At 53.9% G+C, this 26,103-nt stretch carries 26 protein-coding genes; 6 read left to right on the top strand and 20 right to left on the bottom strand.

Features of this window, described 5'->3' with window-relative positions; all coding sequences use genetic code 11:
- Positions 1-26 precede the first annotated feature (26 nt).
- Positions 27-194: a DUF1328 domain-containing protein gene (locus tag L1F29_RS04640; RefSeq protein WP_258389607.1), complete on the top strand. Its 168-nt coding sequence runs from the start codon at positions 27-29 to the stop codon at positions 192-194.
- Positions 195-413: 219 nt separating this feature from the next.
- Entirely contained in the window at positions 414-1,196 is a 783-nt protein-coding gene (locus L1F29_RS04635) for a lipase family protein (protein WP_258387199.1), read from the top strand.
- An 84-nt stretch (positions 1,197-1,280) separates the two neighbouring features.
- On the opposite strand, the gene L1F29_RS04630 is transcribed toward L1F29_RS04635, so the two are convergent.
- Together L1F29_RS04630 and L1F29_RS04625 are read right to left on the bottom strand one after the other, a co-directional pair.
- On the bottom strand, positions 1,281-1,631 hold the full coding sequence (locus tag L1F29_RS04630; RefSeq protein WP_258387198.1) for an MmcQ/YjbR family DNA-binding protein: 351 nt from the start codon (positions 1,629-1,631) through the stop codon (positions 1,281-1,283).
- Between the two features lie 26 nt (positions 1,632-1,657).
- Positions 1,658-2,176: an MmcQ/YjbR family DNA-binding protein gene (locus L1F29_RS04625; protein ID WP_258387197.1), complete on the bottom strand. Its 519-nt coding sequence runs from the start codon at positions 2,174-2,176 to the stop codon at positions 1,658-1,660.
- Between the two features lie 191 nt (positions 2,177-2,367).
- Between L1F29_RS04625 and L1F29_RS04620 the strand changes: the two genes are divergently transcribed.
- Positions 2,368-2,691: a helix-turn-helix domain-containing protein gene (locus L1F29_RS04620; RefSeq protein WP_258387196.1), complete on the top strand. Its 324-nt coding sequence runs from the start codon at positions 2,368-2,370 to the stop codon at positions 2,689-2,691.
- Here L1F29_RS04620 and L1F29_RS04615 read toward each other — a convergent pair.
- The 9 genes from L1F29_RS04615 to L1F29_RS04575 form a co-directional block, all read right to left on the bottom strand.
- Entirely contained in the window at positions 2,688-3,929 is a 1,242-nt protein-coding gene (locus tag L1F29_RS04615) for a GIY-YIG nuclease family protein (protein ID WP_258387195.1), read from the bottom strand. The genes L1F29_RS04620 and L1F29_RS04615 overlap by 4 nt on opposite strands.
- A 163-nt stretch (positions 3,930-4,092) precedes the next feature.
- Positions 4,093-8,292, bottom strand: a complete 4,200-nt coding sequence (locus tag L1F29_RS04610) for a SwmB domain-containing protein (RefSeq protein ID WP_258387194.1) — start codon at positions 8,290-8,292, stop codon at positions 4,093-4,095.
- A 189-nt stretch (positions 8,293-8,481) separates the two neighbouring features.
- Positions 8,482-9,033 (bottom strand): MEKHLA domain-containing protein, encoded by a 552-nt coding sequence (locus tag L1F29_RS04605; RefSeq protein ID WP_258387193.1) that lies wholly within the window; start codon positions 9,031-9,033, stop codon positions 8,482-8,484.
- 77 nt (positions 9,034-9,110) lie between these two features.
- Positions 9,111-9,332 carry a hypothetical protein gene (locus tag L1F29_RS04600; protein ID WP_258387192.1) on the bottom strand — a complete coding sequence of 74 codons (222 nt, stop codon included), beginning with the start codon at positions 9,330-9,332 and terminating at the stop codon, positions 9,111-9,113.
- 403 nt (positions 9,333-9,735) lie between these two features.
- Positions 9,736-11,202: an MDR family MFS transporter gene (locus L1F29_RS04595; protein WP_258387191.1), complete on the bottom strand. Its 1,467-nt coding sequence runs from the start codon at positions 11,200-11,202 to the stop codon at positions 9,736-9,738.
- A 30-nt stretch (positions 11,203-11,232) separates the two neighbouring features.
- Positions 11,233-11,670 (bottom strand): MerR family transcriptional regulator, encoded by a 438-nt coding sequence (locus tag L1F29_RS04590; protein WP_258387190.1) that lies wholly within the window; start codon positions 11,668-11,670, stop codon positions 11,233-11,235.
- A gap of 463 nt (positions 11,671-12,133) precedes the next feature.
- Positions 12,134-12,946 carry a nucleotidyltransferase domain-containing protein gene (locus tag L1F29_RS04585; RefSeq protein WP_258387189.1) on the bottom strand — a complete coding sequence of 271 codons (813 nt, stop codon included), beginning with the start codon at positions 12,944-12,946 and terminating at the stop codon, positions 12,134-12,136.
- A gap of 52 nt (positions 12,947-12,998) precedes the next feature.
- Positions 12,999-13,172, bottom strand: coding sequence for a hypothetical protein (locus L1F29_RS04580; RefSeq protein WP_258387188.1), 174 nt, complete (start codon positions 13,170-13,172; stop codon positions 12,999-13,001).
- A gap of 146 nt (positions 13,173-13,318) precedes the next feature.
- Positions 13,319-14,944, bottom strand: coding sequence for a glycoside hydrolase family 26 protein (locus L1F29_RS04575; RefSeq protein WP_258387187.1), 1,626 nt, complete (start codon positions 14,942-14,944; stop codon positions 13,319-13,321).
- 238 nt (positions 14,945-15,182) lie between these two features.
- Here L1F29_RS04575 and L1F29_RS04570 point away from each other — a divergent pair, with 238 nt between their 5' ends.
- Positions 15,183-16,124: a hypothetical protein gene (locus L1F29_RS04570; RefSeq protein ID WP_258387186.1), complete on the top strand. Its 942-nt coding sequence runs from the start codon at positions 15,183-15,185 to the stop codon at positions 16,122-16,124.
- 70 nt (positions 16,125-16,194) lie between these two features.
- Positions 16,195-16,413: an NHLP leader peptide family RiPP precursor gene (locus L1F29_RS04565; RefSeq protein ID WP_258387185.1), complete on the top strand. Its 219-nt coding sequence runs from the start codon at positions 16,195-16,197 to the stop codon at positions 16,411-16,413.
- A gap of 33 nt (positions 16,414-16,446) precedes the next feature.
- On the opposite strand, the gene L1F29_RS04560 is transcribed toward L1F29_RS04565, so the two are convergent.
- Positions 16,447-18,360, bottom strand: coding sequence for an ATP-binding protein (locus L1F29_RS04560; protein ID WP_258387184.1), 1,914 nt, complete (start codon positions 18,358-18,360; stop codon positions 16,447-16,449).
- Between the two features lie 216 nt (positions 18,361-18,576).
- Between L1F29_RS04560 and L1F29_RS04555 the strand changes: the two genes are divergently transcribed.
- Positions 18,577-19,395 (top strand): M15 family metallopeptidase, encoded by an 819-nt coding sequence (locus tag L1F29_RS04555; protein ID WP_258387183.1) that lies wholly within the window; start codon positions 18,577-18,579, stop codon positions 19,393-19,395.
- Positions 19,396-19,472: 77 nt separating this feature from the next.
- On the opposite strand, the gene L1F29_RS04550 is transcribed toward L1F29_RS04555, so the two are convergent.
- The 8 genes from L1F29_RS04550 to L1F29_RS04515 form a co-directional block, all read right to left on the bottom strand.
- Complete coding sequence (locus L1F29_RS04550; protein WP_258387182.1) at positions 19,473-20,912, bottom strand: nicotinate phosphoribosyltransferase; 1,440 nt, start codon at positions 20,910-20,912, stop codon at positions 19,473-19,475.
- A 172-nt stretch (positions 20,913-21,084) separates the two neighbouring features.
- The gene (locus tag L1F29_RS04545; RefSeq protein ID WP_258387181.1) at positions 21,085-21,627 is read right to left on the bottom strand and encodes a cysteine hydrolase family protein; all 543 of its coding nucleotides are present in this window, start codon (positions 21,625-21,627) and stop codon (positions 21,085-21,087) included.
- A gap of 56 nt (positions 21,628-21,683) precedes the next feature.
- Positions 21,684-22,433 (bottom strand): NUDIX domain-containing protein, encoded by a 750-nt coding sequence (locus L1F29_RS04540; RefSeq protein ID WP_373876474.1) that lies wholly within the window; start codon positions 22,431-22,433, stop codon positions 21,684-21,686.
- Between the two features lie 360 nt (positions 22,434-22,793).
- A complete protein-coding gene (locus L1F29_RS04535) occupies positions 22,794-23,126 on the bottom strand; it encodes a DUF1904 family protein (protein WP_258387179.1) in 333 nt (110 codons plus the stop codon).
- Positions 23,127-23,156: 30 nt separating this feature from the next.
- Positions 23,157-23,321, bottom strand: coding sequence for a hypothetical protein (locus tag L1F29_RS04530; protein ID WP_258387178.1), 165 nt, complete (start codon positions 23,319-23,321; stop codon positions 23,157-23,159).
- A gap of 255 nt (positions 23,322-23,576) precedes the next feature.
- Entirely contained in the window at positions 23,577-24,362 is a 786-nt protein-coding gene (locus L1F29_RS04525; RefSeq protein WP_258387177.1) for a DeoR/GlpR family DNA-binding transcription regulator, read from the bottom strand.
- A 30-nt stretch (positions 24,363-24,392) separates the two neighbouring features.
- A complete protein-coding gene (locus L1F29_RS04520) occupies positions 24,393-25,424 on the bottom strand; it encodes an aldose 1-epimerase family protein (RefSeq protein ID WP_258387176.1) in 1,032 nt (343 codons plus the stop codon).
- Positions 25,425-25,445: 21 nt separating this feature from the next.
- Positions 25,446-25,994, bottom strand: coding sequence for a D-lyxose/D-mannose family sugar isomerase (locus L1F29_RS04515; protein ID WP_258387175.1), 549 nt, complete (start codon positions 25,992-25,994; stop codon positions 25,446-25,448).
- Positions 25,995-26,103: the final 109 nt, after the last annotated feature.

The raw sequence follows: 26,103 nt of genomic DNA, 5'->3' as shown, positions 1-26,103 counted from the left end.
CCCAATCGAAAGGTCTGGTGATCGTTATGTTACGATGGGCAGCTATTTTCTTTATTATCGCCATTGTTGCAGCTGTATTCGGGTTCGGAGGCATTGTTGGCGCAGCCGCGGGCATCGCCAAAATTCTGTTCTTCGTGTTCTTGATTCTGTTCATCGTCTCTCTTATTACAGGACGCCGAGACTCATCCTTATAACCAGGGAACACAGGGGCATAAGAACGGCCGAATAAGTAAACGGCAGCCTTCCGGCAATTCGGAAGGCTGCCGTTTTTCATGTATGAGAATATCCTGACAAGAGCCTAACAATCCCTGATGGTTCTAGGCTATATGCCCAGATTTCGAGCCATATGCCTAAAGCACAACGGCCTATTCCCGCATATATTGGAGTAGACCGCTCTTTAGGAGGCAGCCCTTATGGATCAACCGAATACGATGGACATCCGGACGGCCCTATTTCTAGCAGCCGTCTGCGGGCAAACCTATACGCAATACGAATCCGCCGAACAGTGGTTTCTCGTGCCCCAAGGGTACCGCACCGTCGGCACGTTCACCGCGACGGCCTACGACGGTGCGAGAGTGCCATTCGGCTTCGTGCTGGAATCGGACCGGTCGGCTATCCTGGCCTTCCGCGGAACAGGCTCGGCCGTCGAATGGGTATCCGATCTGATTGCCCAGCAGACGCCCTTCAAGCCGGTACGCGGCGGCGGTCTAACCCATCGCGGGTTCACCGACATCTATCTGTCGGCGCGCGAGCGAATCTTCAAGCTGCTCGATGCGCTGCCTAACGATAAGCCTTTATTCATCACCGGTCACAGCTTGGGAGGAGCGCTTGCAACGCTGGCGGCTTGCGACGTCGCGTCGAACCGGTCTCATGACCAGCTGATCGTGTATACGTATGCGTCGCCGCGGGTCGGCGATCCGAAATTTGTCCGTAATTATAACGCAATCGTGCCGATTCATGTCCGCGTTCAGAATGACTTCGATGTCGTGCCTTATCTGCCGCCGCTCGTCTATCAGTCGCCGAACACGGATAAATCGTATTATTATTTGCACGTCAAAGGCGATGTGCAGCGCAGCTTCCGCAAAGGCTCGGTTGGAGGCAATCACATGCTCAGCAGCTATTTCTCCGATCTGGCCCGAGACGATCCTGCCTTTGCCGCCGCCATTTGCTCCCAGCCTCCGGGCTGGTGTCCGTAATAGCGTCATTCAATCTCTCATGCTAACGTCTGGCGCAGCTTCAGCCTTCATCATCCTGATGCGCCCGCTGCACCACTCTTCCGTTCATTCGTTACCGGAAGCTTGCTCTAGCCGATTGCGCACCGTCTTCGGGAGACTCTTGAACACAAGCTCGTAGGAATGGTCGATCATATCCGTCAGCTCATCAAGAGCCAAAGCCCCGTCCACATGAACCGTGTTCCAATGCTTCTTGTTCAGATGATAGCCTGGCGTTACGGCCGCATGCTGCTCGCGCAAATTCTCGGCAATGACCGGATCGCATTTCAAGGAGATGTGATCCGGGCTAATCAGCGCGAACATCTTCCCCCCGACCTTCATCACCAGCGGCTGCGGCCCGAACGGATACGTCTGCTCCGCTCCGGGCTTGCACGAACAATATTCCGTTAAAATCTCCATGCCGGTAAGGCTCCTCTCTTTATCGTTCACTCGCACTTCCGGTCCCGCTGCTCCTTCGGCCGCTCCCTGCAAGCCAGCTCGTAAGCATGGTCAATCATTCCTCTTAACTCCTCTTCCGGAATCGAGCCGTCGCAGCGTACCGTATTCCAGTGCGTGGAGTCAAGATGGTATCCGGGAGTAACCGCATCATACCGCTGCCTAAGCTGCTTGGCCAAGCCAGAATCGCACTTTAGCAGAAGGCTGCTGGATCCGATGAATGCGAATATTTTGCCCCCGACATGAACCGTCAGCGGTTCGTTGCCGAACCGATAATCCTTATGGACGCCTTGCTTGCTCAGGCAATAAGCCGCTGCAGCGATCGTTGCCATCCCCTCTATATCCGGCAGCAGGTTTTCAGCTTCTTCAAGCCGATGCTCCGCTTCTTCAAGCCAATATCGAACGCTGCGAACCCTTGCGCGCCATCTGAAGTGCAGTGAGAGCAGTATAATAATAGCAAGCGGACCCGCAATCAGGATGATATACGGGTCGATTGTTGTTGCAATCACAATTGCCTCTCCTTCATTCAGTAATTATCGTTCATGAATCATGAACTTATTTTACCGTTTATTCCCCCGATATTCAACTAATAATAACATGTATCGTGAACTAACCGTTCAGTTGGCTTCTTCGCTTCCGGAAGCCGTGTACAATCAAAGAAGAAGCAATCAACCATTATCGGACCAGAAGAGATGATAGCATGATCGGTAAACAGCTGCGTCAGCTGCGCAAGAGCCATGAGATGACCCAGGAGCAGCTAGCAGATTTTCTGCAAATGGCCAAATCGACCATATCCCAATATGAGAACGATATTAACGAACCGGACCTGAACACCATCGTCCGCATCGCCGATCTATTCGGCGTGAGTCTGGACGAGCTCATCGGCCGCAGCGATGCATACAAATCGCCTCAAGACCGTTCGGGCAATGAGCTTCTGCGGGAGCGTCTGACCGAGGACGAATCGCAGTACTTGCGCGACAGCTTGCAGATGTATCGAAAATGGATCAAGAAGAAGCAGGATTAGACCGGCGCCGGTCTTCCGGCTTCTTCAGCATGCCGCTGCCGGTCCAATCTCAGCTCGTAGTTCGCCTTGCACAGGCTCAGCAGCTCGTATTTCAATCCGCGCTTCGGCAGCGTGACCGTTACCGGAGCCTTTCGCCGATTGCGAAGAGCGGCCATAACCGCCTTGCGGTCGCCGATTTCGTTCACGATGATTTCATCCGGTCTGTTATGGCGGTAACGCCCGATCAAGAACCGGTCGCATGCTCCGCCGTCCTCCGTCCTCTCCCAATCGAGCAGCTCGACATGACGAAGCATCCCCTGATGCACGCTCCCCACAAGCACCTTGTTTTCGCCAAAATAGACGACATCCTGGTTGACATTGGATTCACGGTCGACAATCTGCTTGTCCGGCATGCGTTCCAAGATCCGTATATGCCGAAGCATGCTGCCCGCCCTCTCGAATAACAGCTTCTCCGCATAACTTTCCATCTGGGCATACATCGCCCCGATCAGCTTCTCCCCGCGATGGTCGAGCAGCGCGGCCGCTTGACGCGCCGTCTCCCGGTAATCCTCCTCGGAGATCAACCCCTCGCAAACACCGCTGCACCGTCCCAGATGGTAGAGCAGACAAACCTTCTTGGGCATCGTTGTACAGGTACGCAGCCGGTAATGATCCGTTACGAACGTAAGCAGCGCGTCGCGAAACCTCGCGCTTGCGAATGGCCCGAACCGCTTCTCCCGCGAATTCGAAGCAGCAGCCTCGGCCGCTGCAGCGGCTTGCCCGGCAGATAGCGATAGCTCGGCGGATGCTGCCGCTTGCGCACCGTCCTCCGCTGCAGCGCTCTCCTGCCCGGCTCCATGGGCAATCAGCCAGCCTTCGGAGGCTTGTCCCGTCCCCCGTCTGTCGCGGTAATACACATCCAGCCTCGGGAGTCGCTCGTCCGTCATTTTCAAATAGGCATAGCCGCTGTTGTCCTTCTTCAAGGCCCGGTTATAAGGCGGCTTATGCATCTTAATTAAATTATTCTCCAGCAGCAGGCTTTCGTGCTCGTTATTCACGACGATGACTTCTATCGCGGCAATCTCCTCCACCAGAAGCGCAATCCGCTTATGTGTCACCCGGCCGCTGAAGTAGGAGCGGAGCCGATTGCGCAAAGCTTTGGATTTGCCCACGTAGAGTATTCGGCCTTCCGCGTTCTTCATCAGATAACAGCCGGGTTTATTCGGAAATTCCGAAGGGTTAAAGGAGTATGCCGGCACCTTGTTCTCCTCCCGCTATGAATTCATAATGGCAAACATACATTCTGTTCCCAGTTTACCAATATGGGGTTCTGCGGGCAAGACCGCCCTGCCTGGACCGGACTTGCCTCCGAGCGCCCTGTCCTAAGCTCAGCGCAAGGCACAGAGCGCTCCTTCCGCGAATTCATCCGTCTATTAATCCCGCGTAACGCAGCAGCCGCCCAAGAATAACCGCAGCCTGCGCCCGCGTTGCATTCGCCCCTGGCATGAAAGACGTCTGCGAGCCTCCGGACATGATGCCGGCTTTGACGTCCGCGATGATCGCATTCCGTTCCTCCGGCGATACCGTACGCAGATCGGTAAACTTATCGATGTTCGACCGGTCGATATTGGTGATCGGAATCTTCTGCCCGGCAGCCTGCACCGCCCGATAGGCCATGACCGCCATTTGCGATCGGGTAATGGGCATTCCCGGCTCAAACCGCTCCGCAGGGTCTATAATTCCATTCTCGTAGGCGATCATAACGGCAGCGCGGAACCAGCTTTGACCGGGCACGTCATCGTAAGGCAGCTCCTTGGCGGCCCCCGAACCGGTCAACCCCATCGCTCGGGTAAGCATCGTGACGAATTCCGCCTTCGTAACCGCTTTATTCGGCCCGAACGCCCCTGCCGATACCCCGCTAACGATAAGCTTAGACGCGAGCCTCTGCACATCCGCCGCAGCCCAGTGCGAGGCCATATCAGTGAACTGCCGGCTGCTCTTCACCGCCATATAAGCTCCGTTCGTCATATGCATGATGGTGGCTGAAGGCCGATTGCCTTCGGTATACAGCAAATTCGGAACGTAGGCCAGCCGCTTCATTGACGCATCATACCAGACGATCGTCGTATCCTGCGCCGTAATCTGCTGGCCGATGTAGAGCTGCCGGGGGATATATTGGTTGAACGACTGAAGCGGGAATGTCCTTCCTGCCCCTTCGACCATGACTTCATAGAATATTGGCCCCCCGAGCGTCTCCAGCCCTCCCGCTAACGCCGCGGCCGTCATTTCCTGCGTCAGGGCGGCATCCGCTTGCCGGATGACGATCCCTACATAGATATCGTCAGCCGGCACCTTCAATTGATTCGACAGCGCTTCTGCATCCACGACGTCTGCAGGGAGCCGATACGCTCCAAGCGGCGTTGTGACGACGAATTGATCGGCGCCGGCGCTTTCCGGGGCGGAATGGAAAGCAGATGACGGTATGCGCACTTTGAATGCCTTCGAAGCATTCAAGCCGCTGCCCAGCGCGGCGAACCCTACCGCCTTCCGCTGCTTCCCGTTACGCTGCTGCAGGGCGCTCTTGATTGTACTGCCCTCTAGGGTGTATACGGCAATCGATTCCCCCTGCGCCGTCGTTTCAGTTGTTTGCCGGGCATCGCCCGCCGCCAGCATCACTTCCGGTTCCTCCCATGTGCCTGCGTTTCGGTCAATCTGCTGAATGGGGGCGGCATCTTCCGATTCTAACGAGGACTTTGCCATGACGACCGAGCGGCCCGTGAAGGCAGCTGCGGCGGCGCCATCCTCGTCCTGCAGCTTCGTAAGCCCTGGCTTGTAGGACACTCGCACATTGGCCGAAGATCCCAGATCGGCGCTAAGCGTTAATTCCACGTTGTAACCGTCCACGTACACGTCCGTTATCTTGCGGGCGCTCCCGTTAACGGTCACAGTGAAGCTCCCCACATCCGGTACGGACGATTCATCCAGCATCCTTGCGAAGGTGAGAACAACCGTACGGTCATCGCCCTTGGCACCTGTGACGGTCAGGGAGGCATTTGTCATCTTGACGCTGTAATTACTCACGGATGCGGCCTGGTTCCCGGCTTTATCCTTAATCGAATTGCTGTAGCCTGCCGTATAGGATAGGGTAATCGTTTGTCCGCTCTTGATCGGGCTTTGAAGCGTCAGCGTGACGCTTGTTCCGCTAATCGTCACTCTGCTTACCGGAATCGTCGTATCGCCCGACTTTACAGTATACTGCGACGCATAGGGGACGGAACCGCTGTTCAGCGTTTCGTTATACGTGAGCACGATCGTGGATTGGCCGCCGCTTACTGCAGCTGCGGTCAAAATAGGCGGCATGATGTCCGAGCCGTTCCTAACCTGTTGGCTGTATAGATTGGCAGCCAAATTACCGTTCATATCCTGCAGCGCGCTGCCATTATACGGCTGTGAATAGCTGACTGTGAGCGATTCCGAATCGTCAGCCCGGGTTCCCAGGATAAGCGTGACCATCGTTCCGCTTACGGTAACGTTCGTCACCGCACGGTAGCCGCTCCCGTAGATCGAGAAGCTGCTAACCGGAGGAACATAGGCCGGATTGAGCGCTTTGCTGTACACCAGCGTGAGGATCATGCCGTTAATCGAAGCGGAAACCAGCGTCGGCACGGTTGCGTCCGTTTGATTCGTCACGGTCTGCTGGGATAGCTCCGCGGCCTTATTGCCGCTTAAATCTTGAATCGGATTGACGTTAGGCGGCGTATACGTCAGCTTGACCGCATCATGAATGGCCACTGCCGACGACATCAATGTCAAGGTGACAACCGTCCCATTAACGGAAACATTGGAGACATTGCGCGGATAGCCTCCTACCGTGACCTGAAATTGGGATGCCGACGGTACCGTATTGGCCCGCAGCGTTTCGCTATAAGTAAGCTTAAGGACCGTCTTGTTTACAGTGGCGGCCGTCAGAACCGGAGGCGTCTGATCAGCCGTGCTCCCGACAGCCCAGTTCGAGAAGGAAGCGGCTGCATTGCCGCTGACGTCTTGGATCGGTTTCACGCCTGGCTGTGTATAGGATAACGTGATGGGCAAACTGCCGCTCCAGCTGCCCGTGAGGCTAAGTCTCACCTCATTACCGGCAATCTGCACGCTGGAGACGGCTATCGTACCGCTCCCGTTGGCCGCGCGAAAGCTCCCTGTCGAGGGTACCGATGCGGAATGAAGCGGTTCATCATATTGGAGGATGAGCGTCCTGGATTCCAGCAGCACGCTGATCAGCGCCGGAGCCGTATGATCGTTCCCGCTGTCTACGGGCTGCCGTACCAGGCCTCCGGCCAGATTGCCGCTGCTGTCTTGAATTCCGTTATTTGCCGGCACCATATAGGTGACCGTAATGGAGCTGACCCCAAGGGAAGGCCCGCTCTCCAGCAGAAGCGAGACGGTCCGGTCCGCTATCGCGACGGATGACACTGCTCTGGATTCTCCGTCGACGAATACCGAGAAGCTGCTGCGGCCGGGAACGGACGAGGCGTTAAGAGGCTCGTTATAAAGAAGCTGCACATAGGCGCCATTCATGCGGGCACCCGTCAGCTGAGGCGGGCTGACGTCCGACCGGTTTAACACGTTTAAACCGGAAACCGCCGCTACCGGAACACCTGCCGCGCCGAGCAGCGCATTAACGGCTGGCGGGTTATAATCAAGCTTAACCGATGGGCTGGCCGAAACCGGGCTGTATAGCGACAAGGTAAGCACGGAACCGGAAATCGTTACGCGCGATACCGCCACATGTGACGAATCGGCCGTAACGTTAAAGCTGCTGACCGGAGGGACGGACGCTTCGTTCAAAGATTGATTGTATGTAACCTGCAGCTGCGTCCCGTTCACGATTGCCGCCGTAACCTCCGGCGGGACGGCCTGCGCTGCATTCAGAACCGGCGCTTCATAGATATTGGCGGCGTCATTCCCGGCGAGATCTTGAATCGGATGAATGCTGTGCAAATAGGTCACCTGCACGGTTTGGCCGGTCCCGATCGGTTCAGCCATAGTCAGACGGAGCGCTGCGCCGCTTACCGAAGTGGAGACGATGGATCGCGAAATCCCGTTTACCTTCAATACGAAGCTTCCGGGTGCGGGAACGGAGTCCGGATTCAGCTGCTCATTGTATTGCAGGGTGACAGCCGTACCGTCCGCTGCTGCATGCACTAATAATGGCGGCGAGGAATCGGGGCGAGTTATGGCGTGATCAATTAAGCTAGGGGCGGTATTTCCCGATATGTCACGGATTGCAGGATCACCCGGCAGATAGGTCAGCACGACCGGCTGTTCCGGAAGCGGCGGATTAAGCAGCGTAATATACACGATGCTGCCGGTGATCTGAATTCCCGCAATCAGAGCGGCTTCATTGTTGGTCTTAACGTACATCGTGTTGACATCGGGGACTCCGTTCTCATCTAACGGTTCGTCATACACCAGCCGTATGACGGCCCCGCTAATATCCGAGCTCTGCAGCATCGGCTTCCGGTCATCGAGCGCATATGCCATATTCTGAGGCATGATACATACCATAAGCAGCATAAAAGCAGCCTGCAATGAAATCGCTCTCAACAATTGTCGCAGCAGCAAAACACAAGCCTCCTTATTTAAGGATGTTCTTCATGTAATCGGTTGAATAAGTTGTGCAGCGACATAAGATGAGCAAAAGACCCGGTCTTTTCGTAATTCCCTCCATTCGCATGTGTTGTCAATGATTACCTTTAGTATAATCGATCGGACGTTCGTGAACCATATGACTTTTTGTAAAGAAGCCGCGCATTATACGTACGAATAGTACGCAAACGCAGCGGCTTGTCCATAGTAATGGCCGTTATGGTCTGTCAAATTAAATACGACGGCTTCCTGAATCCGGAACCGGCAGCCCGTGCTCGATATACGAATTCCTTGATATGTATCGATATAGCCCTTCTCCGCTACCGCCTGCAGAAACTGCTGGCGTTCCTCCCGAACCATCGGTTCCGCGGTCAGCCGCGACGGCGTTCGGGTGAACGTATCCCAGTCCATCTCCCATAAATCAATCGCAGCCCGATTCCCGTAATTCAACACCGGATCGCTCTCCACGCCGTGCGACAGCACGACGATCGGCGACGCGAACAACGCATCCGCCGCCTTCTCTCCGCGAGCCAGCGTCAGAAGCGGTTTGCCGAGCAGCCGGACGTAGCTGTCCAGAATGATCTGCGCATGCAGTTCGGTCGCACCGGCCCCTTGCAGTGATTGCAGCTTTATGATGGCGAATTCCCCCTTTACGACGATGCTTGAAATATTCCTATCCTTTACAATAACATAACCGTTACAGAATGTGACCCTCATCTAAGCTCGCACCGGTTGATATAAATAAAAATCGGAGAGCAGCTATGCTGCCTCCGATTTCACGGGTTAACCTTGGATTAAACGCCCATTTTCTTGCGCTGGTTGTTAACCTTCTTCGTATTCTGGCTCTTCATCGTTTGTTGATTGCCGCCAGGACCGAATTTTTGCTTGCTGTTGTTCGCCTGATCCTGCTTCTTCTGAGCCAGCTTCTGTTTCACCGCATCAGCCAGAGAGATTTTCTTTTGCCCTTGCTGCTCTTCATTCTCTTGCCCTTCCGGGGTTACTTGTTCCTCTGTCATGAGATCACCTCATCTGCGTATTCTTTTCATATTGTATCGCTTTTTCGCAAAGCTTACCAGACGTCATATGGACGGGTTACATTTCTCGCCCTCCTTCTTAATACCACATGCGCTTAGGTGAAAAACACAAAAACCGCGGGCGCATCCGCCCGCGGTCGTAGAAATTGAGTCCGTACTGCCGGTTTGCTTTAAGAAGCATTCCCGCAAGAATACGAAATCAAAACCATTTCACCATCATGAGGCCGTCGATGCCGATCATTATGCATGTGCGACAAAACAACTCGGGTCGTCATAGCATTGTATTTCACGGTCATCTGCCTCCTTTTGCTCATGTCGATTAATGCCACTATCATAGTTGAGACGCCAGCTTTTGTCAATCCCTTTTCTCGGCTGCCCGGCCGGGTTATTTCGATACTGTCGTCGGCTCCAGAAACGACTCGCTGACGGGCTTATGCTCTTTTCGAAGCATGAATGTGAAGGGAATCGCCAGCACGACAAGCACAATACCGATAATGAACACTTCTTGAATGGATTTGGAGAGCGCTAGTTCAGCTGCCATCGGCGCCTGCGCATCCACCCCCTCCATATGCGTCATCGTTCGTGCGGTCAGAATACTGCTGAAAATACTGACCGATAGCGCCGCCGATCCCTGTCTGATCCAATTGGTTACCGAGGATGCATGCCCTGAGAACGCGCTTGGGATTGCGGTCATGGCAGCGTTCGTAACCGGCATGTTGCACAGCGCGATCCCGATATAACGGATGGCCAGCCATGTTGTGATAAAGAATACCCCCGTGAGCAGATTCATACGGCTAAGCTCCCACGTGGCATATCCCATAATAATGGTACCGGCCAGAATTAACCGGAACGGTCCGATCCTGTCGTAATATTTGCCGACGAGGAAAGAGGAGAATGCGAGCAGCAGCGATCCGGGCAGCATCACGAGCCCGGTGTGCAGCGTAGTCGCATGTTGAATTTTCTGCATGTAGATCGGCACCAGAAACGTCCCTGCATAGAGCGATATCGTAATAATGCAATTGATTATCAGGCTGTAGGTAAACCGGGGCACCTTCAATACATGTAAATTCAACAACGGGTTGCTGATCTTTAACGTTCGTTTAATGAAATAAGTCAAAATGAGGATACCTGCGATCAGCAAGGTGATGGTTTTCCACGATAACCAGCCCCAATTATGCCCTTCGCTGAAGGTCAGCAGCAGCGAGCTTGTGCCCAGGATCACCGCGATGAAGCCAATAACGTCGAGCTTGATGCCTCGGCTCAGCCGATAATAAGGGATGAACCGCAGAGCCATGACGATGGCGATAATACCAACAGGTATATTCATAATAAACAACGATTGCCAGCCGAAAAATTCGGTCAGCCAGCCTCCGAGCGTCGGCCCGAAAGCCGGTGCCAGCATAGCCGAAACACTCCAAAGTCCAATCGCCAGCGCCTGCTTATCCTTGCGAATGACCTGATAGATAATCGTCATCGTTGTGGGCATAATAATGCCGCTAAATAAGCCTTGCAGAATTCGGAACACAATGAGCGATTGTATATTCCAGGCCAGGGTGCAGAGCGCCGAAGTCGCTGTAAAACCGAGTAAGGCGTATACGTACAGCCTTTTGTAGCTCAGCTTGTCGCCCATAAATCCGATAATCGGCGCAATAATTCCCGTCGCCAGCATGAAGCCGGACATCATCCATTGCACCGTATTCAGTTCTGCGTCAAAGTCCGTCATAAACACCGGCAGCGCCACATTGATCGTTGTCGTGCTCAGAACGGCCATGAAATTGCCAAAGAAGACGGCGATAATGATGCTCCAGAATGATTGCGATCCCAACGCTTCGTCCTTATCCTTATTACTCAAACTGTTTCCCTCCAACTTTGCCTAAGAAGTCTAATGGCCGGTTTCATCCTCATACTTGCGGATTGCCTCTTGAACACGGCCGGATAAGGATAGAAGCTCATCCTTAAAGATTTCCATCCTCCTCATTTTTGATTCGATCATCTCAATCTCGCTCTGGAGCACCCCGCCAATCTCAATGAGCTTCTGCAGCCTCTCGGACCGGTCTACCGTGGATCTTACCGAATCCTTATACCGGTCGATGGTCTCATTCATCTGGACGAACTGCTGGAGCTCGACAAGCGTGAATCCGAGCACCTCCTTAGCCAGCACGATTTTGTTCAAACGTTCGATATCTTCCTCGGAATAGATCCGCATGCCGCCCTCTGTCCGATCCAGCGTCTCAATGAGTCCCAGCTCTTCGTAATAACGGATCGTGCGTTTCGTCAGACCCGTCTTGGCCGCGGCTTCTTCGATTTTGTAGGTTGCCATTGCAATTTCACATCTCCCAGTTTCTTGTAAGTAATAGCATAATCTTATTTAACGTTAACGTCAACGTTAACTTTGTCAGACACGTACTTCAAAGCTCACGACCAGACGCATTGACTGCAACGGTTAAATTAGGCTCTATAACTCTCATGCGAAAGCCCGCCCCAATCCAGAGTGTACGCTGTTGCAACGCCTTTTGGCCATACAGCGGCTGCGTGCGAATCCACGATACAGACGCATGCGACGTAACGCCTTTTTAGGGCCTTACAGCCCTAGCGTGGCCTCGACGCATAGGCTGTAACGCCCTTTTGGGGGCTTACAGCGGCTACGTGCGAGAACACGAGCCACGCGCATGCGCTTTAACGCCCTTTGAAGGCTGGCGCAGACTGCTGCAGCCAAAAAAAAAGCGGACTTGCGCATCAGCGCAAATCCGCCTCCAATCATCAACAAAGGGTATGCCTCCGCCCTACGTCGAGCTCCAAGCTTCATGCAGTGCCGCCCGAAACAGCTCATCCAGACGCGAATCCATATCGCCGGCACTGCTGGGCAGCGTACCTGCGATTTGTTCATACTCGGCCATCTTGCGCTCCACATATTCGTTAATGATGCCAATACGCGGTCCTAAGTCGAGCTCAACGCCTGCCCGCTTGCGGACAAGGAGATCATCAATCGCCCCCATCAGCGCAGTTTGCGGCGGAAGCATCTCCCGGACCAAGGTTTCGAAGGCGATGGGCGGCATCGTCCCTCTCTCCGAAATCCACGCGCAGGCCAATACCGGACGCAGCACATAGAAGTATTTTTTGATTTTGACCAGATCGCCCTGCAGATATTCGCGGTAATTGCCCCGGGCCATATGCAAGTAGTGATGCATGCAGGATTTGGGCGAGAACGTCTCTGCAGACAACGCGCGGATTTGTTCAGCAGCGGAATAAGGCTCCGCGTAACAAATCGGCGATTGCAGCCATTCCAGCAAGGGCGGGTTTGATTTACGAAACAGGTTCAATGCCTTCCTCAAATCCCATCCGTTGATGTCCAGCATATCGTCGATCGGACGTTCGATGACGTCCCGCCGTTCGAAGATCGACAAATACCAGTCTACAGGCCGGATATAGATAAATCGGACATCATAATCGCTATCTCGGGACGGGAACCCCCACGCCCGGCTGCCGGACTCGCATGCGTACAGAATCCGAACACCCTCCTGCGCTTCGATCGCAGACAGCTCCTGCTTTATTCTCGCTTGAACATCCACTATCGGCCTTCCCCCTCCACATCGCATCCGCACCCTCGGTACGATCTGCAATAATCAACGACACTCGCTTGCTAAGGCGCTATTCCCGAAGCGCATCCTTCAGCTTCGTCGCCATCTTATCCTGGGAATGGCTGCGCAGCACGCCGCGAAGCTTGATAATATCCTGCTTCAGCCGTTCATTCTCCGCTTTCAAGGCGGCGATCTCCGCCCTGGCCTGTATTAATTGTTCATTTGCCTGCTCATTCGCATCCATTGCAGCCAACCGCCTCTCTCATCCATCCGTCCTTAAAGTTTGTAAGCTACATTGTAGCTTGAATCAACCCGGACGACAACCTTAGACGGCCGGCCGTACTCGTGCTCGCCTGCTGAGCTTGGCCACCGGCCGCAGAAGAACAGATGCTAGTTGGTCACCGTGACGGGTACGCGCTGCGTGGTCACCAGCTTGTTCTGGTTGTTGTAGGCTTTGACGATGACTTCGATTTTCTTCCCTCGGTATGGCGTAAAATCGACATGAACCGTCCATGGGAGCGAAACCGCGGTTCCGACATTACGGCCGCCAATCTCGTACGTAACCTTGGCAAGCGTAGGAGACCATGTCTTGACGTATGCGGACATCTTCTGCTTGCCGGCAGCTACCGCCGCTCCGCTGATCCGCTTATAGGCGACCGGCGATTCTTCCCCGATGGCGCCGAGATAGAACGGATTGGCAATGGAGATTTTATAGGCGTCCAGCAGCTTCTTGTTCGCGGACAGCATATAATATTTGATCCGGTTGGAGGAGTCATGATTGCTGTCGAACCAGAATACCCCTTTCACCTTCGGATACAGCATGGGCAGCGTTGCGTAGAACTCTTTGGTTTTGTAGACCGCCCAGTCGGTCTTATCCTGCTTCTTCTCCGGATACATATAGGCGACGCCGCCCTCCGAAATAAAGATCGGCTTCCGCGCTGCGTACTGCTTGTAAATATAGTCGAACTTCTCGACATGGCTCGAACGGTCTTCGCCCTGCTTCAGCGGATCGAAGGCCGGATTAAAGATGCTGTACAAGCTGACGCCCACCCAGTCGACATAGGCATCGCCGGGATAATAATCGTTAATGTTATGCTCCGGGAGCCGGTCCGGCGACCATACCATGACCACATTGTCCGGCGCCTCCTCCTTGAACACCTTGGTGACCAGCCGGAATTTCTCGATATAGGCTTTGGGATCGCCATGCCATGGCACCCAGTCCCCATTCATCTCGTTAGCGAATCGCAGGAACACCGGGATACCGGCTTCGCCGATTTCGCGGGCAAGCCCGCGCAAATATGCGTCGTCCTTCACCTCCGACAGCCCCTTCATCGGCTGCAGACCGAGCTGTAGCGCAGTTCCGTTCTGAACCGCCTGGCTAACATGATGCTTCAAATTCGAGAATGGCTTGCCGTATGTAAAATACAGCAAATAAGCCGCATGCTTCTTGCCGGTCAGTTCCGGAAACCCGGTGGTATAGAAAGGTGAACCGTTGGCCGGGTTATGAACAACCGGATCCAGTTCGGCGTAGGCGCCGAGCAGTGCGCCGTTCTTCGGTTCATACTTCGCGCCATGATCATTCGCTCCGCCGGCTGCCGCCGCATTCGTCTCGATAAACAGCTGTGCCGTGCTGCGCAGCATATCGGCCTTCCGTTTGGCCGCAAGGCTGACCTGTGTCTGTCCCGCCTTATTCGCATAGGACGATTCCAAATCCCAGCTTGCTACGGCATCGTCGTAACGTTTCAACAGCACATAATTGTCGCCGATCCGGCGGTACATATTCGTCGCGTTGCCATATTCTTTCTGGACGGCGAATTCGGCTGCCGCCTGCTTGTACTTGGCGATAGCGCCCGTGTAGTCTTTCTTCTTCTCCAGCTTCTGCGCTTCACTCACCAGTCCCCACACATTGAGGGCTTGAACTTCAACGACATTCGCCATTGTCATCATCATCGCGATGACAACTAACGCGCATGTCATACGCCCAAATACCTTCACAAACTTCCCGGAATACATCATCCACGCCTCCATTAATATAGGTCTTAAGTCTATTAATGGTTTTATTTTACTATAGAAAGACAAGAAAGGAAGACCTTCCGCTCCATATATTGTGAGAATTTTATGTTGGTATGGATATTCGCCCGCTGAAGATGTCATAGGACAATAGGATTAATTTTAAACATGTACAAGCCGATTAAATTTTGGTATGTATGTAATATTGTTGTTCATTCTAACCGTTATCGAAGGGGTCTAGCGCATGAAGGAATGGAAGTCTCGCTATGATGAGGATTTACGGGCCGTCTTTACAGAGGCAGCCGGTTGGATCGATACCTATCCGGATCCGCTTAAAGAACGCGCCCGCCTCTATCTGGACAAGTTCAACCCGCTGCTTAAGAACAGTACGAAGAACTACATATGTTATCTGCTTCCCTTCTGGATGCAGCCCATGACCGGGGTAGATACAGCGGCGTGCAGGAAGCTCTCGCTGGCTAATATATTCGGCATGCTCTATTTCTTTATCCAAGACGACATCATGGATGCGGAGGCACCCGGGGAATGGAAGGAGCAGCTGGCGCTCGGCAATATGTATCACAGTACCTTTCTCCGTCTCTACCGGGAACTGTTCAATTCTGCCTCGCCTTTCTGGAAGTATTTCGATACGTACATTGCGGAATGGGCGGTCAGCGTGGCATCAGAAAGCGCAATGAACGACTTGGAAGCCGACCCATGGCGACTGGCGAAGAAATCCGGTCCGGTCAAGCTCGCGAGTACGGGTTCATTTCTACTGAACGGCCGCACGGGGCTGATCGAAGCAGGGGAGGTTTATGTCGACCACGTGCTCCTGACTCTTCAAATGGTCGATGATTGGATCGACCGGGAGGCTGATCTGGCAAGCGGAAGCGAGAACAGTCTGCTGTCCTATATTTGCTCCGCCGCCGGTCTTAAGAACAGAGATGCTTTAACGCCCGGGCTCGTTCAAGAATACCTCTATACCAAGGAAATCCTGCATGGATTCGCTCTCAAGGCGAGAAGGCGTCACGAGCAGTTGTCGGCCCTCTCTCATGATTCCCCGGACCTATACCGCTTCCACGAATCATTGACGGAAGACCTTGAACAGGCGGCGCAGACAGCTGTTATGAGGAGAAAATTATTGCGCGGCGGGTTCTCGAACTGGTTGTCAGAAAATATCATATTTTAGTAGATTTTCGCAAATCCCTATAGTAAAATAGTCTCATGTTACGAATATAAATAGAGGGATGGGCGATCACATGACACAGAAACAAGACCTGTACAATCAAATTATCGAAAAAGCGTGGAATGACCCGGCATTTAAAGCAGCCCTGTTAGCTAACCCGCATGCAGCGATTCTCGAAGCCTTCAACGTTGAAATTCCTGCTTCCATCCAACTGACCGCTCTGGAAGAAACGCCGGACAAGTTCTACATCGTCATACCGCCCGCCGACAATACGGTAAACGGTCAATGGTAATTTAGAAATACATAGTCAAGAACGGTGTCCATTTCATTGAAATGCGACACCGTTCTTCGTTTCGTGGCTTACCGACGGGAACCGCAGCATGGCTACGGTACCGACACCTTTTTCACTCTGAAACTGCAGCTTGCCGTGCATCAATTCAATAATCCGGAACGTAACCATAAGGCCCAGCCCCGTTCCTTTCGTCTTGTTCGAGAAGTAAGGCTCTCCGAGCTTGGCAAGAACCTCCTTATCCATCCCTTCGCCGTTATCTCGAATTTGGAGGATAACCTCGCCACCCTCTTCAAAGGCCGATAGCTGAATAAGTCCATTCCCTTTTAACGATTCGATGCTGTTCTTAATAATATTGATCAAGGCTTGCTTGAATTTCGATGAATTCCCTTCGACGAACAAATGCTTCGGAACGGACAACTGGATCTTGCCGCCCTGGAGGTTAGCAAGCGGAACGATAATTCCTTCGACCTGTCTCAGCTCGTCATGCAGATTTAATATCGTCATCTCTTCCAATTGGGGCTTCGCGAACGTCAAGTAGTTGGTAATGATGCTCGCCGCCCGGTCAAGCTCGTCAATCGCCAGCTTCAAGTAATTCCGTTCCCGATCGAGCTGCGCATTCTCCCCTAACAGCTGCAGGAATCCACGGGTGACCTGCATCGGATTTCGCACCTCATGAGCGACGGAAGCTGCAAGCTGACTGATGATCTCCATCTTCTCCGACCGCTGGAGCTGGTGATTGTACACTTCAAGCTCTTGGGAATACTTGACAACCTGCCGGTGGTTATAAGCCAATCGCCGGCCCAGCAGCACGAGCAGCGCTAGAATAAATCCGACCATTCCCCACTTCCACATGTACAGCTTGTAATGGCCGTCATTCATGTAGTACCAGAACAATTCGCCGACCGCCGCCGCGGCGAATATTCCGAATCCGGACGAAACAATGATGGCTTCCTTGTTTCCCTTGACTGCATATGTAATCGACATGCTGATTATGAGGATGATCTGCACGAGCGCAATCAGGCCCACCAGCGTCACGGTCACCAGATCGTACAAGCCGAAATAGGTATAGGTGGTGAAGTCGTTAATAATGGTAGCCGCTAAACAAAGACAGGAATAGTAGATCTGGAATTTACGGAACTTGCGTACGATCCCCTTCGGCCCTGCGCCGAAAATACTTTCAAAAAAGTAGGTGAGCGAAGGGATGAACAAATAGAGCGCGATATCGAAGAGATCCAAGAACAAGGTGCCGTACTCGCCATAATGGATGTACAGAAACGGTGCATACGTAATGATTAACACGCCGATGGCCAGAATGACCAAGCTCAGCGATATCCAGCTCTTCCGCTGCTCCTTGCTTAGAAAGACCGAACAGATGAGCATTACGGCCGACATGAATAAGAACGCGAATCCCAGAACAATGTCCAGCAAATCGGCCTTGCTGTATCGGGTAAGCATCTGTTGATAGTCCCCGACCAGAATCTGCTGGTATAGCCCAAGCGATGCCGTATGCGTCTTCCCGAAGATCATCACCGTCTTGCCCGAGTCCTCCGCGCTTAGAGGCAATAGAAAACGGTTATTCTCATGAAGGTTCGACCTGTTGTAGGAATGGATGCTGGCTCCGTCCACGAAGATTTCAAAGCTTTGCCCGTACATTTTTTCGATCAGCATGCCGCTTTCGGCGTCAATTTGAGGCAGTTCAAACTTGATCCACATCGACGTGAAATTCGAGGGCCTGTCCGGAATCCCTTCACCCGAATCGACTGTAACCCAATTAGCGGATTCCCGTGGCATTTGAGAGGAGTCAGGATCATTGGTCCATTGAATCTCCCATTCCGCTATCGGCTCGGCAGCCGGCTGCGGTTCAGCAAACGAATAACTTGGGAGCAGAATGAAAAATAAAATAGTTACTGCAGCTGAAACCCACCATCTTATGCGCACGGCATTCATTCAAGCACCTCTGGTCGTCATGTTAATACTTATTTCGACAAACTTCGATAAATGCCTCTCGATAATCCTAGTTATTTTTGCTATTTTTTATTTACACATATCCATAATAGACTTTTACTTCCTGCGATTGTTACAAGATTGAAACAAGTTTCATATTTTGTCGATATATTTGCCTTCTATAATTGAGGTATAGCATCAATTAGGAGGCATTATGAAGTGAAAAATGGTAAACGCAAGTCTATTCTATCTTATATTGTGATTTCTACAATAGGCGCTACTCTACTATTTTCGGCCGCGTACCATTCGAAGTCAGGGGCCGCCGGCAGTCCGGATCCAACGCCTGCTCCCCGTACCGCCGTTAAAACGGCTGCGGCAGTGAAATCGTCAGGATCCACCTTTTTGCGCGATAATGCGCCAAGCCGGACAGGCACGAAGAACCCCTCCGGTACGGTCGTCGTGTGGAATCTGTCGAGCACCGTCGTGCTTGTGAATAAGGAGCGCACCCTGCCGTCAAGCTACGTGCCGAGCGATCTTGTTGTGCCGAACGTCCCCTTCTCATTCTCCGGCAGCAATCCGAAGAAGCAGCTGCGCAAGCCTGCCGCAGCCGCTCTGGAGAAGCTGTTTGCCGGGGCCAAGAAGGACGGGATCTCATTAAAAGCGGTATCGGGCTATCGATCTTACGCCACGCAGCAATCGATCTTCGCGCGCAATGCGAAGCTGAAGGGCGAAGCACTAGCCAACAAGACGAGCGCGCGCGCCGGACAAAGCGAGCATCAGACCGGTCTTGCGATGGATGTCTCCAGCGCCTCGGTGGATTATACCTTGGAGCAGAGATTCGGCAAGACGAAAGAAGGCAAGTGGTTGAAGGCCAATGCGGCCAAATACGGCTTCATTATCCGTTTCGGGGAAGGCCAGGAGAAGCTGACCGGCTATTCCTATGAGCCATGGCATATCCGCTATGTAGGCGTATGGATTGCCGGCGAGATTACCCGCCAAGGAAAGACGCTGGAACAATATTTGGAGCAGTTCGATTAACAAAAGAAGAACGCACCGGCCTGCATGGGCGCTCGTGCGTTCTTCTTTCTTTTATCCTGCGATGGGATAAGTTCAGGCTACGATTTATGCTGCTGAATAAGATCCAGCTTCTGCTGCCAGGCAGTCAGGCTCAGATCGACCGGATAATGCTCGGGATTCAGCTTCCGCAGATGCTCCGGCCAGAACAGCTCCAGCTGCCCGCGGTGGTAGGCGCGGATCTGATCCAAATCCGGCATGGCCGCGGCCAGCTCGCCCCGCAGGAATACCGGCTTAAGAAGCGGAATGGCATCATACTTGCTAATCACCTTGCTCAGATACGGATGAACCGGGTCAAAGAGGGTGAGCGGCTCTCCGTTCTTGACATCCTGCTCCTCGATCAGAGCGACATAGTCGGCTTCCGCCTTGCCCGTATCGCGATTGACGATCCGGTAGACCGCCTTGATCCCCGGGGTCGATACCTTCTCGGGATTGCCCGAGATCTTGATGACCGGAATCATCGCGCCGTCCTTCTCGCGGGCTACCAGCTTGTAAACCCCGCCAAGCGCCGGCTGATCCGCCGCCGTTATAAGCTTCGTACCTACTCCCCAGCTGTCGATCCTCGCTCCCTGGGCCTTCAGGTTGAAGATCAAATTCTCATCCAGATCATTCGAAGCCACAATCTTTACATACGGCAATCCGGCCTTGTCCAGCATGGCTCTGGCCTGCTTGGACAAATACGCCAAGTCGCCGCTGTCGAGCCGGATCGCATCCATCCGTTTGCCTTGAGCCTCCAGCTCCTTGGCAACGCGAATCGCATTCACTACGCCGCTCTTGAGCGTATCGTACGTATCGACGAGCAGGGTCACCTGGTTCGGCAGCGCCTTGGCATAAAGCCGGAACGATTCCAGCTCCGTCTCATGGCTTTGCACCCAGGCATGGGCATGAGTCCCTTTGGTCGGAATGCCGAACATCATGCCCGCTCTCATGTTCGAGGTGGCGTCGAATCCGGCTATGTAGGCCGAGCGGGCTCCCCATACGGCCGCATCCGCTTCCTGCGCCCGCCTTGTGCCGAATTCAAGCAGAATATCGTCCGGCGCAACCTGCTTAATGCGCGAAGCCTTCGTGGCGAGCAGCGTCTGGAAATTGATAAAATTCAGAATAGCCGTCTCGACGAGCTGCGCTTCGAAGATCCGCGCTTCCACGCGAAGCAGCGGTTCGTTCGGGAAGACCAGGGTTCCTTCCGGTACTGCATACAGATCGCCGGTGAACCTAAACGCGCGCAGCTCCTCGAGGAAGCCTTCGTCATACTGCTCCTCCTGCTCCCGCAAATAAGCAATCTCTTCATCGCTGAAACGAATATCCCGGATATAGTCGACGACCCGCGCAAGACCGGCGAAGACGGCGTAGCCGTTGCCGAACGGCAGCTTCCGGAAGTTGACTTCGAAGGCTACCCGCTGGTTCAACGAACCGTTCACCCAATGCGCATACATCATATTAATCTGATATTTGTCCGTGTGAAGCGTCATGTTCATAGTCATCGTATATAATCCCCCGATTGCTTGCAGTTTGTACCGCAGCTGACAAGAAGAAACGGCAGATACCGTCTTTGGCGGCGAACTGAGTTTCTCCCCTCAGAAATATAAGCAAAGTATCGCGGAAACTTATACTTTCTTATATTTTTGACAAATGGCGGCGTTTATAACGCCTCCGTCAAAACCCCTGTACGACCTGTGCGCCGAGCACGTTCTCAAAGTGATTCAGTGCCCATTCATGTCCTGCTTTATTGAATGTTGCCGCGGCATCCGCATGGATGACGATCCGATACCCTTTGTTATAAGCATCTACAGCGGTATGCAGCACGCAAATATCGGTACACACCCCTGCCAGATGCACTTCCTCGATTCCCCTCATCCGCAGCTGCAGCTCTAAGTCCGTTCCGCAAAAAGCGCTGTACCGCGTTTTGTCCATCCAATACACCGCCTGCCGGTTCGCTTGGTAAACCGTATCCAGCTTGCCGTACAGCCTTCTGCCTTCCGTCCCTCTAATGTTGTGAGGCGGAAACAGCTTATGCTCCGGATGAAGAGTATCGCCCTCATCGTGGAGATCCACCGCCATGACGACAAAATCATTCGCCTGGATAAAACGCTCGGCCAGCCCGGCGATCCGCTCCTCGATTTGAATGGCCGGATCGCCGCAAGGCAGCTTTCCCGTAACGAAATCGACCGTATAATCGATCGCTATAAATGCTCTCATCCCATACACCTTCCTCTATTCGAAATGTAAGTGCAGTTTCGCTAGTCCGGGTTTCCTTACCGGTAGATCGATAGCTGCGGCACGTAATCCGTGAAGCGGTACAGCTGCGCGGCCCGCTGCGAGTGGCGGTTCGACAGCGCGAGCTCGCCTCCGGGCGTCCTCACCTCTTCAATGATCCCTCTCCGGCTCTGCGTAGAAGTAATTTTGCGTATAAAATTGCGCTCCTCGAAATCCGGCACGACCGTTTGGAGAATCTGATACAGCTCGCTGATCGTGAACTCCGCCGGAAGAAAGGATTTGGCGATTGTCGTCGTTACCATCTTCTCGCGGATTTTCGCAAGCGCATCCTGCAAGATGGCGTTATGGTCGAAAGCCAGTTCCATTCCGGCTGCCTCGCTAACCGGAAACAATCTGACCTCCGCCGCATCGCTGGCCGCCTCCCGGGACGCCAGCTCCGCTTCATTCACGAGCGCGAAGAACGCATGGGAGATCATCCACCCCCTCGGATCCCGATTCGGGGCGCTGTATGCATTGAAATATTCCATGTGTACGTCCTTCACGCCGGTCTCCTCCCACAGCTCGCGCTTCGCGCACTCGTGGACCGTCTCCGTTTCATTCGTGAATCCGCCCGGAAGCGCCCACTTCCCTTCGAAGGGCCACCGTTTCCGCTTGATCAGCAGCACCTGCAGCTCCCGGCGGGGCAAGCTCTTCTTCGCCTTGGCTCGGTCCGTCGATGTAATCGTAAAGATGGCGATATCGGTAGGGGCACCGTCAGGCGTCCGGTATTTGCCCGAATTATAGTTCATTGTCGATGCATCCGTAACATCTTCATCGTCTAGGTTTATCTGCATGCTCTCACCTGAATTCTAATATTGTCGATTTGATATTGTCATTATGACAAATTAAAAATAAGGTGTCAACCTTTAATTTCGGAGAGAGATGGCCATAGCTTATTATTTCCATGGTTTGCTTGGAAGGAATGAAATATGCGGCCAAGATGAAACGGAATATGCCGTTCTCTCTTTTTTATTGCTCTCGCGGCGAAGTTCGTTTCATGGTCAGATGCGGGGCAAATGATCATAAAAAAAGACCACCGATTCATACTGGCGGTCCGTCAGCCGCTCGCCGCTAACGGACCCGTTGAATCGGCAGCCTGTCGGCTGAGTTTATGACCCGCAAGACTGCCCATTAATATAATAAGCATCCTCGCTGTACACTTTGAACGCCACTTCTACCTCCGCAACCCCGGCCTTCCGAACATGCCGCGTTATCGCATCGGCCAATCGGTCGCGAACCGCCGGCCCGCGCTCGAACCAAGCGACCTCGATAAACGGATACGTCTCTGTCTGTTGTCCCTCGAATACGGATATCACCTGCATGAGATCAATCGTGAAATTATCCGTTCCGCAGCCGCAAATCTCCGCAAGCTCATGAACAAGCGGACCGCTAATGCTTGCGATCCGGTCAAGCGCCATTCCTCTAACCGTTAATTGGGGCATCTTACGCCTTCCTCCTCCGGTGAAGCCGGATTATTGATATTTTGCTGCCAAGTCAAACAGCTTTACCTCATGATACACGAACTCAGCGTCGATTTCCTTGCCCCACTCCTCGATCATAAAATGCGGCGTTTTGCTGAAGCCCTCTTTATTGCTGAAATAGTGGATTTTACCCGCTTCGTCCCAGATAGCCCGCAAAGAAAAATTCCCCTGCGTTCAAGATAAGTACCGACAGCATATCATCGTTCTTGGCTACTCCCCTGCACCGCGTTCGTCCCGCCATCATCATAGATTTCCCGCTCCTTGACCGGCATCGAAAATAAAAAAGCGAGTCCTCCGCCGAAGTTTGGCGTGGCTCGCTTGCTATGGATGGCGCTCGGCTAAGCGCCAGGCTGACAAAAACGCCGATTCGGTATAGCGGTGATTGGATATCAGCCGATTCCGGCCAAGGGACTATTCGTCAGCCTTTACAAGCTCGACCGAAGCCTCCCGGCACGCCTCCAGCAGCTCCGCATCGGGAAGCCTGTCGGCAATAATGCGGTCCGCCTTGGCGAGCTCTGCGAACGAGACGAGCACATTCGCGCCGAACTTCGAATGGTCGATGACGATGTTCACCTCGGATGCTTGGCGGATTGCCATCTTTTTAATTTCGGCCTCATAAACATTGGAGTTGCTGAAGCCGTGCACGGCGGAGACGCCGGTTGCGCCGAGGAAGACGCGATTGAATGCCATGGAGGAAATCGTCTCCGACGTGATCGGACCGACCAGCGTCGAGGTCGATTCCAGGATCGTGCCGCCGGCGACGATCGTCGGTATGCGCTTATCCAGCAGCTCGCCCGCCACATTCAGCGCGTTGGTCACGACCGTAACGCCAAAGCCGGGCTTGAGCGCCCTGGCGATCTGCAGCGTCGTCGTCCCCCCGTCGATAAATACGGACTCGCCCGGCTCGATCAGCTCTGCCGCCTTACGGCCGATGCGAATCTTCTCCTCCGTCATATAAACAACCCGCTCCTGCAGCGACACATCCTTGCCTACCAGTATCGCACCGCCGAAGGTGCGCCGGACGGCGCCGGTCTGCTCCAGCTTCTCCAGATCGCGCCGGATGGTCATTTCCGCGACGCTGAACAGCTCCTTCATCTCGATGACTTTAATCTCTCCGTCCATTTTCAGCCGCTCCATCATCTGTTGCTGTCTGGCATTCAACGCGATCGACATGCTTGGCACTCCGTTTCCGTTCATTAATATAATCTTCTCTATTATCGCTTCCCGCTACCCGATGTTCAACTCCAGCTCATAACGAACCTGCTCGCCCGGCTGCAGCTTGACCCGCAGGCGGTCGGCCTCATCCGGCGGAGCGCCGTCCATGCCGCAGTTCGCCGGCTCGATGCCCAGCACATGCGAGCCTTCGCCCGGCAGTTTCCACTGCACCAGCTGCGGAAGCGTATCCGTCCCCCAGCTGAGCGTAACCTTCAGCGGGATATGGCGTCCGCCCGCCTGCGGGAATTGAGGCTGTCGGATACTCGCCGCGGCACGCTTCGGAGCATCCGGTTTATGATAATAGCAGCGCTCCATATAGCCGGCTGTCGGCGCCTGCCAGCGGTCGTAATCCGCCAGCGGCGTCTCTTCCTCCCGGGGCTTGACGGCGCCTGAAGGAAAGGCAAGCTCTGCGCTCTCCGTCAGCAATGGGAATCCGAAGTTGAAGTGATACAGAATCATATGCGGGCATGGCTCGAACCCGGCATTTTCGACCGTGTCGGTTATCGTAATCCGGTTCTCCCCGAGCCGGCTGCGAATTTCGCGGCGCATCCGGAGATGTCCGCCGAACAAGGCCGTCTCTTCCATCGTGCCGCTAATCCGCATGTCATAATCATCCCCGTTCCACTGCCCTTCGGCAGCGACCTGCCGAGCCGGCGTATGGTGGACCCGGCCATGAAGCCCGAATCGCTGGCCGTCATGCTCCGCTGTCCATCCGGCATGCATGAGACCGCAGGTCATGAGCAGACCGCCCGAGGCCGTCCGCAGCCACCCCGCCCCCTCCGCTTCATAATACATCGGGTGGATATCGCCGCCGGCGGACTGCCAGCTGATCGGCGTCCCGCCGAATTCAGCCAGCGACAGATCGAGCCCCTTCGTCGGCGTGACGGTATAGCTAAGTCCCGCGCCCGTACGGACCTGGATGATCTCCGTCCCTTTCTCCGGGCCTTCCGCGCATTCGAAGCGGCGAATGCCGCCGATCTGCTCCAGCTTCCCGATACGCGCCTCCAGCTCGCGCCGCGTCCATGATCGCCCGAATAATTCCATGCTTATCCGCTCCTCCTCCCGTTAGTCCTCGATAATAACCGGCATCCGCTCCACATTCGGGTCGGTGAAGATATCGAATTCATCGCGGCTTGTGCTCGAGAACTCCGATACGATCGCGCCTTCTTCGCCGGCTTGAAACCAATGAAGCGTCCCAGGCTCGATCGTATACTGCTGGCCCGGGCTTAACTCGATCTCATGCATAACGGTGTAATAGTCCTTGCTCGCAGCCGGAACGGTCGCTTTAATATTCGGCGCCGCTTTCCCCTCGACGTACAGGTACACCTTGCCCCAGCGGCACCGGAACGTCTCCGTCTTGCCTGGATCGCTGCCGACCGGCGGATGAAGATGCTCCGGGCAGGTTTGTCCCGGGAAGAGAACGAGCTCCTTGGCGCAATAGCGGTCGTTATTGATGTAGGTAATGAGCTCCAGCCCCTGTGTCTCCAAATCGTTCAATCCGAACGATGCGACTTCAATTCCGGTTTGTTCCTCCGGCGTAAGCACAATGCCGGCTTGCCGGAACAGCTCCGCTGTCCGCAGCTGCGCTACCCGAACCTGACTACGCTTTATCATGGTCATCAAGCCTCCTTAATTGAGTGGGTATCATTCTTTCTGCTTCTTTCTTTGCTTACTTCAATCGAATCGTTCGTTCTATTTTGAAATGATTGCATTACTGCTTACT

The organism is Paenibacillus spongiae (assembly GCF_024734895.1).
GTDB lineage: Bacteria > Bacillota > Bacilli > Paenibacillales > Paenibacillaceae > Paenibacillus_Z > Paenibacillus_Z spongiae.
The sequence above is the reverse complement of the archived record's forward strand: the minus strand, read 5'-3'. Positions and strand labels throughout refer to the sequence as shown.